We start from the raw sequence: 13,402 nt of genomic DNA on the forward strand, positions 1-13,402 counted from the left end.
AAAATTTGTCCTTTCTAGATCTTAGCTTTTCTTCAACCCACTACAGTTGACAAAGAGCCTTTACTATTGATTCTTATGTAAGTTTCCTGTGAACAAGAAAAACAATTATGATAACTTATTCTTCATCCATGCTCAAGACGCTAAGGAAGGCTTCTTGTGGAACTTCTACTGATCCGATAGCTTTCATGCGTTTCTTACCAGCTTTTTGTTTTTCAAGCAGTTTACGCTTACGAGAAACGTCACCACCATAACATTTAGCAAGTACGTTCTTACGAAGGGCCTTGATATCAGTACGAGCGACAATCTTCTGTCCAATAGCTGCTTGAATTGGCACCTCAAATTGTTGGCGAGGGATGATTTTCTTAAGCTTATCAACGATGAGTTTTCCGCGTTCGTAGGCAAAGTCCTTGTGAACGATAAAGCTAAGGGCATCCACCTTGTCTCCATTGAGAAGGATGTCCATTTTGACCAGCTTAGAGGGGCGATACTCTGACAATTCGTAGTCAAAGCTTGCATAACCACGTGTTGAAGACTTAAGCTTATCAAAGAAATCAAAGACGATTTCAGCCAGTGGAATTTGATAGATAACATTGACACGGTTATCATCAATATAGTCCATAGTCACAAAGTCACCACGCTTGCGCTGAGCTAGCTCCATTACAGCTCCTACGAACTCCTGTGGTACCATGATTTGCGCCTTAACATAAGGCTCTTCAATGGTCGCAATCTTGGTAGGATCTGGGAACTCAGATGGGTTAGATACATCCATAGACTCACCGTCGGTCAAGTTAACCTTATAGATAACAGATGGAGCTGTCATGATGAGGTCAATGTTGAACTCACGTTCCAAACGCTCTTGGATAACATCCATATGGAGAAGTCCAAGGAAACCACAACGGAAACCAAATCCAAGTGCCTGAGATGTTTCTGGTTCAAACTGCAGACTAGCATCATTCAGTTGCAATTTTTCAAGCGCTTCACGTAGGTCATTGTACTTGTTTGACTCGATAGGATATAGACCCGCAAAGACCATAGGATTCATTTGTTTGTAACCATGTAATGGCTCAGCCGCAGGATTGGTTGCCAAGGTAACGGTATCACCCACACGAGTGTCCTGAACTGTCTTGATAGATGCAGCGATATATCCAACGTCACCAGTAGCAAGGAAATCACGACCAACTGCCTTGGGTGTAAAGATACCGACTTCCGTAACATCAAAAGTCTTGCCATTGCTCATAAGCTGAATCTTATCGCCAGGTTTAACCACCCCATCCATGACACGCACTTGGAGAATAACCCCACGGTAAGCATCATAAACTGAGTCGAAAATCAAAGCCTTAAGTGGCGCCGTCACATCACCCGTTGGAGCTGGTACTTTTTCTACGATTTGCTCGAGGATTTCTTCGATACCAATACCAGCTTTAGCTGATGCTAAGACTGCTTCGCTGGCATCCAAACCAATGACATCTTCAATCTCCGTACGCACGCGCTCTGGATCAGCTGCTGGTAGGTCAATTTTGTTAATGACTGGCATGATTTCCAAATCATTGTCCAAGGCCAGATAAACGTTGGCAAGGGTTTGGGCCTCAATCCCTTGGGCAGCATCGACGACCAAAATCGCTCCCTCACAGGCAGCTAGCGAACGTGAAACTTCATAGGTGAAGTCTACGTGCCCCGGCGTGTCAATCAAGTGGAAAATATAAGTTTCCCCATCTTTAGCAGTATAATTCAGCTCGATGGCATTCAACTTAATGGTAATCCCACGTTCTCGCTCTAAATCCATGCTATCCAAAAGCTGTGCTTGCATTTCACGGCTTGAAACGGTCTCTGTCTTTTCCAAAATGCGGTCTGCTAGAGTTGATTTCCCGTGGTCAATATGAGCGATAATAGAGAAGTTACGGATCTTCTCCTGTCGTTTTTTCAATTCTTCTAAGTTCATGATTCTCTTCCTTTCAGGGTATCTATTTATTATAAATTGTTTTTGACATTTTGACAAGACCATACCCTGCTAGGAGTACTAATCTTCAGCAACAAAGCCGTCATTTTTGATAAAGTGGTGTTCTGTCATTCCTTGGTCAGTAAAGACAATCCCATGAAGGACACCACCATAAACAGCTCCTCCATCCATTCCAATCTTGCCATCTTCTGTAGTCCAAAGCTCAGCAGTACCACGTTCTTGCTTTAACAAACCATAAATCGGTGTATGACCGAAGACAATGGTTTTTCCAGTATGATTTTCAGCTTCGTGGAATGGTTTTCTAAGCCAGACTTTTTTATAATCTGTGGTTTCATGCCAGTCATCCAAAGTCAAATCAATACCTGCATGAACAAAAATATACTTGTCTGTCTCTACTACAAAAGGCATTTGACGAATAAATTCGACCAAGTCTGCTGCTTCAGTAGCAACACGCTTGGCATCCTCAACTCCATCAACTGGTGCATCCAAGGGACGACCTAGGATAGAGTTAATGGTTGTATCTCCACCATTACGGCGATAGTGATCATAGCTTTCTTCTGGATCATCGAGCCATGTCAAAAACATATACTCGTGGTTTCCTGATAAACAGATAGCCCCTTGATTGTCCACTAAGTCCTTAACCATCACTAGAACACGGCGACTATCTTCACCACGGTCAATCAAATCCCCTAGAAAGAGCAACTGGGTCTGACCATCCCATGTTTTGAGAAGGTCTTCCAGCATCCCAGCTTTTCCGTGAACATCTCCAATTACATAATAGTCTGTCATCTTATTTCTCCCTGTTTCTCAACAATTCTCTGGCTTGCGTCAGGGCTGCTTCCGTCACATCATCACCTGCCAACATCTTGGCAACTTCCTCCACTCGCTCTTCAACCGTCAAAAGACGAACAGTCGAAACCGTTGAATGCTCATTACTAATCTTCTCAATAAAGAATTGATAATCTGCAATCGCAATCACTTGTGGCAAGTGGGAGATAGCTAGAACCTGACCATGTTGGCCAATCTTGTGAATCTTCTGTGCGATGGCTTGAGCTACACGACCTGAAACTCCTGTATCCACCTCATCAAAGACAATGCTGGTCTTGCCTTCTTTACGAGAAAAGGCAGACTTAATAGCTAGCATGAGACGAGATAATTCCCCACCAGATGCAACCTTAACCAAGGGTTTAAAGTCTTCGCCAGGGTTGGTTGAAATGTAAAACTCGACCATTTCATTGCCCTCACGACTGAATTTGCCCTTGCTAAAACGAACCTGAAACTGGGCTTTTTCCATATAAAGATCTTGAAGCTCTTGTTTAATCTCTGCTTCTAGCTGCTGAGCTAAGTCATGACGAGCAGATGCAAGCTGGCCTGCCAAGTCGACAAGATTAACTTCCAATTTCTTGAGTTCGGTTTCCATATCCTCAGATGAAAGGTTATTTCCTGTCAAGAGATTGTATTCTTCCGTAATCTTGGCGAAATAAAGCAAGACATCGTCTACAGTCCCACCATATTTACGCGTAATGGTATGAAGGAGGTCCAAACGATTCTCAACCTGCATAAGACGATTGCCGTCAAAATCAAGGTCCTCAATGATAGCTTCCAGACGTTTGCTAATGTCTTCTAAGACATAGTAGGTCTCAGACAGAGAGCTTGAAATTTCACGGTATTCAGGGTCATACTCTTCGACACTTTCCATGTCATTCATGGCCGAACGAACATTGGCCAGACTTGAAAAGTCTTCATTGTCCAACATGCTGTAGGCATTGGTCAGCGTATCCGCAATATTTTTATGGTTTAGGAGTTTCTCTCGTTCTCGGTTGAGAGCCAAGTCTTCCCCTGCTTGCAAATTAGCCGCCTCAATTTCTGCCATTTGAAATTCCAACATTTCGATACGTGCCTTATGTTCTTGTTGGTTTTTCTTGACTTCCAAAACCTGCTTACGCATTTTACGGTAGGCATCAAAACTCGTCTGATAGGTTTCTTTTAGGTCCCAAAAAGCTGCATCGCCAAATTCATCCAACATTTGAATATGAAGTTGAGGACGCATTAACTCCTCTTGGTCATGCTGACCATGAATATCTACCAGATGTTGCCCAATAGCACGCAAAACAGACAGATTAACCATCTGGCCATTGACACGACTAATACTACGACCATTTTGCAAGATTTCTCGACGGATGATAATTTCATCACCCATTTCCAAACCTTGCTCATCAAAAATTTCCTGTAAAAGGCGGCTATTCTCAACTGAGAAAAGCCCCTCAATCTCTGCCTTTGGCGCACCATGACGAATAACATCTGTCGTCGCACGAGCCCCCAACATCATATTCATGGCATCAATGATAATCGACTTCCCTGCACCCGTTTCACCAGTCAAGACAGTCATCCCCTTTTCAAAATTGAGGGAAATAGCCTCAATAATGGCAAAGTTTTTTATCGAAATTTCAAGTAACATATAGACCTACCAATTTTTTACTTGTTCAAAGATTTCCTCAGCTAGATTTTCACTTCTGGCAATGACTAAAATCGAGCTATCGTCAGCTAAACAGCTAAAAATCTTGTCAGCAAAAGTCTCAATTAACTGAGCTTTTACAAAAGCTGTATTTCCTGGGATAACTTGGAGATTAATCATCTTGTCCATTAATTCAGCTGACTCAATATTGTCTTCAGCCAGTTGCAAACTTTTTACGATTGATTTTGGCAATTCATAGACATAGGTGTTGTCTCTCAAAGGGATTTTGACAATACCTAGTTCTTTGATATCTCGTGATACCGTCGCTTGAGTGGCAGTGATGCCTGCTTCTTTCAAATGTTCTACAATTTCTTCTTGTGTACCGATTTGATAATCTGTCACAAATCGTCTAATTTTTTCAAGTCTCTCTTTTTTATTCATTTTTAAATTGACTATGCGCCCTCTCTACTACTTCTTCAATCTCAGCAAGAACCTGATTGCTTGCTGACTCTTCTTTTTTCAAATACACTAAAAACTCAATATTTCCATGACCGCCTTGGATAGGAGAAAAATCCAATCCAAGGACTGAAAAGCCTTCCTCTACTGCCATAGCTGTTACAGATTCAAGGACATTCTGATGAACTTTAGCATCTCGAATAATTCCATTTTTTCCAATCTGCTCACGTCCTGCCTCAAACTGAGGCTTAACCAGAGCCACAACCTGACCTTGATCTGCCAAGACACGGTGCAAGGCCGGCAAAATCAGACTGAGGGAAATGAAACTTACATCAATACTGGCAAAGCTTGGTTCCTGCTCGAAATCAGTCTTTTCTGCATAGCGGAAATTGAACTGCTCCATGCTGACTACTCTTGGGTCTTGACGTAGTTTCCAAGCCAATTGATTGGTACCGACATCGACTGCAAAGACTAACTCAGCACCATTCTGTAACATGACGTCTGTAAAGCCCCCGGTAGAAGCACCGATATCAATTGTGGTCACCCCATCAACTGACAAATCAAAGACCTGCAAGGCCTTCTCCAATTTCAAGCCACCACGGCTAACATACTTGAGTTTTTCACCCTTGAGTTTCAGCTCGGTGTCATCTGGGATTTTCTCTCCTGGTTTATCAAAACGTTCTCCATTCAGAACTGCTACGACTAGACCAGCCATGACACCGCGCTTGGCCTGTTCTCGCGTTTCAAACAAGCCCTGTTTATAAGCTAGTACATCCACTCTTTCCTTAGCCATTGATTCTCAAACTTTCTACTACTTTTACAATCGATTCTATCTCAAAAGCTACCTGCTGGGCAATTTCTTCTAATTTGGCATTAGCTTGATCCAGAGTTTGGTTACAAAAGGCAATAGCCTCTTCCAAGCCCAACAAAGCAGGATAGGTTGATTTTTCTGCCTGCAAATCCTTTTGTGGTGTCTTACCGATCTCCTCAAAACTAGCTGTCACATCCAGCACATCGTCTCGAACTTGAAAAGCAAGTCCAATCAATTCACCTACAGTTTTAAGTTTTGCCTGCATTTCAGGTGCCAATTCGGCTATAATAGCAGCTGCTTGGAAGGGATAAGCTAATAGTTTTCCAGTCTTATTAGCATGAATAGTCTGGAGTTCTTCCAAAGACAAATGCTGATGTTCACCCTCCATATCCAAAACCTGTCCTGCTACCATGCCCAGACTTCCTGATGCAAGAGATAGGTTGGCTATCAAGTCTACCTTGATCTGACTTGGCAAATCTGCCTGCGCTATCAAGGCATAAGGATCTAGGAACAAAGCATCTCCTGCCAAAATGGCCATTGCTTCTCCAAATTTCTTGTGATTGGTTAACCGCCCTCGACGGTAATCATCATCATCCATAGCTGGAAGATCATCGTGAATCAAACTACCTGTATGAATCATTTCCAAGGCCGCAGCCACCTGCGCATGAGCAGGTTTAATAGCGACCTGCAAGGCTTCCAGAACTTCTAACAAGAGAAAAGGTCGAATACGCTTGCCGCCAGCATGAATGGAATAGAGAACAGACTCTCGCAAACTAGAGGCAAACTGCTGGTCTCCATAAAAATCTTCCAAGGCCGACTCGACAAGAGCTAATTTTTCTTGCTTTTTCATTCAAAATCACTTTCTGTTCCGTCTTCTTGCATAACCTTGACCAAGGTCTTTTCAGCCTTGTCCAGCGTCGCTTGGAGCTCTTTTGACAAAACCATGCCCTTTTGAAAGGCAGCAATCGCATCTTCCAGAGCAATTTCACCATTTTCCAAACTTTGGACAATGGTCTCCAGTTCTGCTAGATTTTCCTCAAATTTCTTTTGTTTTGACATCTTTAACCTCTAATTCTACTTGACCATCCCGCATCAAAAGCGTTACTTGATCTTTTTTCTTCAAACTCTCAACCGAATCCACAACGGACTCTTCTTTTTTGACAATAGCATAACCACGCGCCACAATTCGACTGGTATCCAACATCAGCAAGGCTTCCGAAAGTCGCTTCACTTCAGCAACCTTGGCATCATAAACCAGCGCCATTTGGCTACGGAGAAGCTTGTCCAACTGACCTAGACGGTCTTGATAGCGTTGGATTTTGGTAACGGGTGATAATTGTACCAGTCGATGCGTCCTTGCTTGTACTATCTGTTTGTTATCAGAAATCCGTGTACGTAAACTTTGTTTTAAGCGCAATTGCAGTTGATCCAAGCGTTGCAAATAGCCATCATACAAACGTTCTGGTTGTCTAAAGATAACAGACTGACTGCATTTTTTCAAAGATTCTTGTTTCTTCGATAGGACATTTCGGACTGCTGTTGCCATCCGCTTTTCCTGATTTTGCAAATGAGCTAATAGATCCAACTTGGTCACAGGTGTTGCTAGTTCAGCAGCTGCTGTTGGCGTTGCAGCTCGTCGATCTGCCACAAAATCTGCCAAGGTCACATCCGTCTCATGCCCCACACTAGAAATAACTGGCAAACGAGACTCAAAAATCGCTCGTACCACAATTTCCTCGTTAAAGGCCCAGAGATCCTCAATAGAACCTCCACCACGACCAATAATCAGCAAATCCAAATCGTCTCGTTGATTAGCACGCGCAATATTTCGAGCAATTTCCTCCGCAGAACCATCACCTTGCACCTTGGTCGGATAGAGGAGGATATCGACACCTGAAAATCGCCTGCTGACGGTCGTTATAATATCTCGAATAACGGCTCCACTGCGACTGGTTACTACACCTATTCTCTTAGAAAATTGGGGCAGAGGTTGCTTGAAGCGTTCTTGAAACAGGCCTTCTTCTGCCAATTTTTTCTTGAGTTGTTCAAACTGAATCGCAAGCGCCCCGACCCCATCAGGCTCTGCCTTTTCAATGATGATGGAGTAGCTACCACTAGGTTCATAGACCTGCACACGCCCAATCACATTGATTTTCATCCCTTCTTCCAGGTCGAAGCCTAATTTCTGATAAATCCCAGACCAGATGGTCGCTTGAATAACTGCATGGTCATCTTTTAGGGAGAAATATTGGTGAGTAGGTCGTTTACGAAAGTTGGAAACTTGACCAGTTAAATAGACCCGTTCCAAGTAAGGGTCTTTATCGAATTTCATTTTCAGATACTTGGTCAAAGTTGTTACTGATAAATACTTTTCCATCTCCACCTACTATTCATTTTCTTGCTCTTTCATGGGTATTATTATACCAAAAATATGCCTAAAAATCTCCATTTATGTACCATTATGAGTGAAAAATAAAAAGGAGGCAAGACCTCCACATCTGATTATTTGCTGTTTCGAGCTTCTTCCAAAATCTTTGCAATCTTGGTTGTCAACAGGTCGATAGCCACTGTATTGCTGACTCCTTCAGGAATGACAATATCAGCATAACGCTTGGTTGGTTCGATAAACTGGTGGTACATTGGTTTAACCACACCTAAATACTGGTCAATAACGCTATCAAGACTACGGCCACGTTCTTCCATATCACGCTTGATACGACGAATAATGCGCACATCATCATCTGTATCCACAAAAATCTTGATATCCATCAAATCACGCAGGCGCTTGTCCTCCAAGACCAAAATCCCCTCAACGATAAAGACATCTTGAGGCTCTTGACGATAGGTCTTACTACTTCGTGTATGCTCTGTATAGTCATAAGTCGGGATGTCCACCGGACGCCCTCCCAACAATTCCTTAATCTGCTCAATCATTAAGTCTGTATCAAAGGCAAAAGGATGGTCGTAGTTCGTTTTTACACGCTCTTCAAAGGTCAAATGAGACTGATCCTTGTAGTATGAATCATGCTCAATCATGGAAATCTTTTCATCAGGAAAATGCGATAAAATGGCTCTTGAAACACTGGTCTTACCTCCACCAGAACCACCTGTCACTCCGATAATGATTGGTCTATTTTGCATGCTATCCTCCGTTTTTTTATCCGTGGTCTATTCTATCACATTTTTTGCAAAATTTATAGTCTGATTTGGATGGTCTAGTGGAAACAATTCCATCCCCACACTCCAGTTAGACTAGCTAAAAACCTTCCTTGGCTTGTAGAGATTGTCCCGTTTTTCTAGAATGGCTAGCAATTTATCATCTTCAAAGGCAGCTAATTCTTGTTCTGTTTGTTCGAGCTCTATAAAACGACCAAAGCGTACTTCTGTAGCCTCTTCTTGAGTTAGGAAAACTTTGACAAGGTCGCCTGTCCCAATCTCTAAAGGATGGAGAAAGTCCAGTTGACCAGCCTCTACTTTTTCAGCAATTTCTTCCAAGGTAAGAGCATCTTCTAGCTGTAAACCAGCTGCACTAGTTCGAGTCAGATGAGACATATGGGCCGCATAGCCAAGTTTTTCTCCCAAGTCAACCGATAAGGTACGAATATAGGTTCCCTTGCTACATTTTACACGAAAAGTGAATCGTGCGAGGTGATCCTCATAAGAAATCGGACTTGTTCGTTCAAATTGATAAATAGTCACCTGACGTTCTGGGCGCTCTACTTCCTGTCCAGCACGCGCATACTCATAGAGCTTGCGACCATTGACCTTAACAGCAGAATACATAGGCGGAATCTGGGTAATAGGCCCAGTCAAGCTCGTAATTACTTCATCAACAAGCTTTTCATCCAAGGGCGATAAAACAGGTGTCTCTGCGACCACTTCCCCACTGGCATCCTCAGTCGTCGTGGAATAACCAAGAGTGATTTCTCCCTCATAGACTTTACCCTCATCCTGCATAAACTCGACCATACGTGTCGCCTTGCCAACCGCAATGGGCAAAACACCCACTACATCCGGATCTAAGGTCCCACCATGACCAATCTTCTTGGTTCCCAAAATCTTACGCAGTTTAAAAACCGCATCATGCGAGGTCATCCCCGCTTCTTTTTTTAAGTTGATAATACCGTTCATGCGTCGCTTTCTAATTTCATTCATGAAATATCTTCTTCAAGAATTGTAATGTAATTATCTTTTGTAACAAAAGATTGTGTAGCTAATCTTCTTGCTTGGTTCATAATTATCCTGTCAAAAACATTTCTTATAAATCGCCCATTTGCATTTTTATTTTCAGGATTGCTACTATGTAATTCTAAATATTTTTTTAATTTTTCTTTTGCAGAATCATGCAAAATGTACTCTTCATTTTTGCAATATGAAAGAAAAATATCAAACATTTGGTCCACAGTATAATCTTCAAACGTAATAAAATAATTAAATCTTGATTTTAACCCAGGATTAGATTCAAAAAATTTTTTCATCAATTCATCATATCCAGCAACAATAACCACCAAATCATCACGATAGTCTTCTAATGCTTTTGTTAACTCAGTTAAACACTCTCGACCATAACTATCACTTTTATCGTTTTCAGTAATACTATATGCTTCATCAATAAACAATACACCACCTTTGGCTTTTTGTATCAATCTCTTCACTTTCGAAGCCGTCTGTCCTTGATATTCTGCTATTAAGTCTGTTCTAGTTGCTTCAATAAAATGACCTTTACTTAGTATTCCTAATGAACGATACATATTCCCAACGATTCTAGCCACAGTAGTTTTACCTGTACCTGGATTACCTAAAAACGCCATATGCATAGTTCTGTTTGTTTTTTTAAGACCGATTTTTTCTCTACTTTGTTGAACTTTATTAAACGCTACTAAATCTTTAATTTCTTTCTTAACATTTTCTAAACCTATTAATGACTTTAAATCATTTGCTAGTTCTTCAAATGATTTATGATTTGTTTCTTTCAAAATTAAATAATTTGTATCAATAACTCTAGAGCCAAGATATTTATACAATAATTCCAATAGACTAGTTTGCTTATCTTTGATTTTTAAGAATGTCTCTTTACTTGTCAAGTTTCCTAATCGTTTTATAAATTCTAACTCAGCATTTTTAATATTATCAACTATATCTTGAAGAATTATTTCTAATTCATAAGTATTATTTGTTAAATCATCCAGTTTTTTCACTTCCGATTTTAACAATTTTAAATAAGTTTCACTAATCATCTACATTCCTTTAAACAATAGAAATAATACTATTATAACAACAGCGACTCCAATAGTATAGAATCCTTTTCTAAGGAAACTAATCTCTTTTTGTTTTTCCTCTAGTTCAGTTTGAAATTTCTCGACAATTAAAGTAAGATTTTTACCTTCCTCTATTAATCGAACATTCATCTTGTTTACATCGTTTTTAAGATTATTTTGTGTTTCTTCAACTTGTAAATGCAAATCGTTAAAACTATTTTCTATTTTCACTAATGATTTTAGCTTCGCTTTTAAACTATCAATTTCAATATGAATTTCACTTTGCTTATCTTCAAGTTGTTCTAACTCTTCTAATTTTTTATGATGTTTCTTCAATACATCAATTAAATCTTTATTCTGTTTAAAAACATCATCTAATAATTTTTTATTACCAGTTTGATATTCTTCTATTTCATGTAATCCCTGTATAGCTTTATTATTTGCCTCTTTTGCTGCAATCAAAGATTTTGAAATACTTTGAATATACTCATCATCCAATATTTGGAAAGTTTCGTAAATAGTATTAAATTCTTGAATAATCTTTTTTATGTGAATATTTTGTTCAATCATTCTATTTTGAACAGCATCAGTAAGAGCGTTTAAATCTTTACCCTTAACATCATATTCCATTCCAATAAAGCCTAACATAGGATCATCTGTTGGAACTGTTGGTAAATCTGACTGTTCAGGGATCTCTTCACTAAAGGCTTTTAGCTCTTGTTTTTTTTCATTAAATCTTTCAGAATTTGCTAAAACTTGAATCTCTAATTCTTCTGACATAACATTCTCCTATAATAAATCGTTTAATGCATTTTGCATTTCTTCAAGTTCACTTTGCTTCTCATCAAAGTAAATTTCATTAGCTAATAATCGCTGTTTGAAATCAATCTTCGAATTAGAAAACTCTTCATCAACATTGCCAAGTAGTTCTCTTAGTTTTTGATGGTTCTTAGCCATCTTACTGAAGATATCATTTCGCTTAACAGCAACATTTTGCTCGGCAACAAAAATTTGAACATCCTGAATTCTTAATAATTCATTTTTCTTGTTAGCTTGTTTCTTTTGATTTTCCTCAATTAACTTTCTGGAAATAAATTGATCAATTCCATTAATAATTATTGCTCCCAAAATTCCGGTTAGTAAACTAGCTAAGAACATCCCTAAAATATTAGCAATTGTTCCTAGAAGTTTTATTTCAAAAGTCATACCTGGTATCTTATTTAAGAACTGTTCAAAATATTCTCCTAAAAACATTGCGCCTACACCTACTAATGCGGATGTAATAATTTTTGAAACATGGGCAATTTTAATTGCAGTAGAATGAGATTCATTCTCAGGGTTTGATAGATAAGAGATACTTTCTCTAATTGAACCAAATAATTGTTTTACCAAATTTGGTAACTTTCTTAGTTTTTCAGCGAAAGCACCAATAATTTCTCCTACGATGCTTCCAACAAAACTGTCTACACCAACATTAATAAAATCTTTGATTTTACCAAAAAATGAATGAAGAGATTTTTTCATTTCCTTAAGAAATGTATCAAAAGATTGTTTTTTTGATTTAAAATATCTCACTAAAGCATTCATAATTTCTTTCAACATTCCAAATAAAGCAGCAACCAACATAGCTTTTATAGCATCTTTACCAGCTTTATTAACCATTTTTACAGGTGCTTTTTTTGCAATATGTTTATTAATAGAGTTATTTGCTCTTTTCTCAGTTTTTAGCATTTTCTCTGAATCAGCCGCTAATTTATCATTTAACCTTTTTTCATTTTCCGCTTTTAAATTTTTCTTTTCTGAATCTGAGATATTTTTCTTATCAATTTTCTCATTGGCTCTTTGAACTTGATTCCTAAGTTTTTTTTCTCTCGCTTCTCTATTCTTTATATAGTCACTATTGGATGTTGCTCCTTTACTTTTATTCAGCGATTCATTAGTTGCTGCAAAATTTTCCTTTTTATTTGCTAAATCAGCAGTTTCAATATCAGCGATTTTTCTCCAATTATTATCAAATATTTTTTTACGAGGAACAACATGATCCAAATTAGCCTTCTCATTTATTTTTAAAGTTTTACCAGTATATTCATCCTTTAAATTATTGGATTTTTGCTTTTCTTTCATAGCTTTATTTGCATCAGTATATCTTTTATCATTCAGTATCTTAGTTCCCTCTTCTTTTGTATAACCATTAGGATGCTTATCATTATACTGCTTAAGAAGAGTATCACTTGTCATATCTAAACCAATTTGATTCGCAAATTGATTCCATATTTCATCTAAAATAGCATCCCCTAATTTATCCGGGGAATTAATTTCTTTACATTCCAATTCCAATTTTTCAAGATTAGAAAACTCAGTTGTAAATTGTTGTTCCAGTAGTTCTTCTAACTCATCGTAGTTTAAATTTTCAGACTCATATACTTCTTCTGCATTCAATACTAATAATTCATTTTCCACTGTTT

13 protein-coding genes are annotated in these 13,402 nt (G+C 38.9%); all 13 read right to left on the reverse strand.

Annotation, left to right across the window (positions count from 1 at the left end):
• Nucleotides 1-115: 115 nt before the first annotated feature.
• Entirely contained in the window at nt 116-1,939 is a 1,824-nt protein-coding gene (gene lepA / locus ACLNCW_RS07145; RefSeq protein ID WP_001047209.1) for a translation elongation factor 4, read from the reverse strand.
• Between the two features lie 78 nt (nt 1,940-2,017).
• Nucleotides 2,018-2,746, reverse strand: coding sequence for a metallophosphoesterase family protein (locus tag ACLNCW_RS07150; RefSeq protein ID WP_424845746.1), 729 nt, complete (start codon nt 2,744-2,746; stop codon nt 2,018-2,020).
• Nucleotide 2,747: 1 nt separating this feature from the next.
• Complete coding sequence (gene recN / locus ACLNCW_RS07155; RefSeq protein ID WP_078238630.1) at nt 2,748-4,415, reverse strand: DNA repair protein RecN; 1,668 nt, start codon at nt 4,413-4,415, stop codon at nt 2,748-2,750.
• Between the two features lie 6 nt (nt 4,416-4,421).
• Nucleotides 4,422-4,853 (reverse strand): arginine repressor, encoded by a 432-nt coding sequence (locus ACLNCW_RS07160; protein ID WP_049499393.1) that lies wholly within the window; start codon nt 4,851-4,853, stop codon nt 4,422-4,424.
• The gene (locus tag ACLNCW_RS07165) at nt 4,846-5,661 is read right to left on the reverse strand and encodes a TlyA family RNA methyltransferase (RefSeq protein WP_049499392.1); all 816 of its coding nucleotides are present in this window, start codon (nt 5,659-5,661) and stop codon (nt 4,846-4,848) included. Before ACLNCW_RS07165 ends, ACLNCW_RS07160 begins: the two co-directional genes overlap by 8 nt.
• A complete protein-coding gene (locus tag ACLNCW_RS07170) occupies nt 5,654-6,529 on the reverse strand; it encodes a polyprenyl synthetase family protein (RefSeq protein WP_424845749.1) in 876 nt (291 codons plus the stop codon). The genes ACLNCW_RS07165 and ACLNCW_RS07170 overlap by 8 nt, the downstream gene beginning before the upstream one ends.
• Nucleotides 6,526-6,738 carry an exodeoxyribonuclease VII small subunit gene (locus tag ACLNCW_RS07175; protein ID WP_000043226.1) on the reverse strand — a complete coding sequence of 71 codons (213 nt, stop codon included), beginning with the start codon at nt 6,736-6,738 and terminating at the stop codon, nt 6,526-6,528. Before ACLNCW_RS07175 ends, ACLNCW_RS07170 begins: the two co-directional genes overlap by 4 nt.
• Complete coding sequence (xseA, locus tag ACLNCW_RS07180) at nt 6,716-8,056, reverse strand: exodeoxyribonuclease VII large subunit (protein ID WP_084924495.1); 1,341 nt, start codon at nt 8,054-8,056, stop codon at nt 6,716-6,718. Before xseA ends, ACLNCW_RS07175 begins: the two co-directional genes overlap by 23 nt.
• 125 nt (nt 8,057-8,181) lie before the next feature.
• The gene (udk, locus tag ACLNCW_RS07185; RefSeq protein ID WP_212573878.1) at nt 8,182-8,820 is read right to left on the reverse strand and encodes a uridine kinase; all 639 of its coding nucleotides are present in this window, start codon (nt 8,818-8,820) and stop codon (nt 8,182-8,184) included.
• 111 nt (nt 8,821-8,931) lie between these two features.
• Nucleotides 8,932-9,810, reverse strand: a complete 879-nt coding sequence (gene truB, locus ACLNCW_RS07190; protein ID WP_141230846.1) for a tRNA pseudouridine(55) synthase TruB — start codon at nt 9,808-9,810, stop codon at nt 8,932-8,934.
• A gap of 20 nt (nt 9,811-9,830) precedes the next feature.
• Nucleotides 9,831-10,916, reverse strand: coding sequence for an AAA family ATPase (locus ACLNCW_RS07195; RefSeq protein ID WP_004260685.1), 1,086 nt, complete (start codon nt 10,914-10,916; stop codon nt 9,831-9,833).
• Nucleotides 10,917-11,717: a hypothetical protein gene (locus ACLNCW_RS07200; protein WP_261073737.1), complete on the reverse strand. Its 801-nt coding sequence runs from the start codon at nt 11,715-11,717 to the stop codon at nt 10,917-10,919.
• Between the two features lie 9 nt (nt 11,718-11,726).
• Nucleotides 11,727-13,397 carry a hypothetical protein gene (locus ACLNCW_RS07205; RefSeq protein WP_424845753.1) on the reverse strand — a complete coding sequence of 557 codons (1,671 nt, stop codon included), beginning with the start codon at nt 13,395-13,397 and terminating at the stop codon, nt 11,727-11,729.
• Nucleotides 13,398-13,402 lie beyond the last annotated feature (5 nt).

The organism is Streptococcus sp. CL6.22 (assembly GCF_049738055.1).
Classification (GTDB): Bacteria; Bacillota; Bacilli; order Lactobacillales; family Streptococcaceae; genus Streptococcus; species Streptococcus mitis_DJ.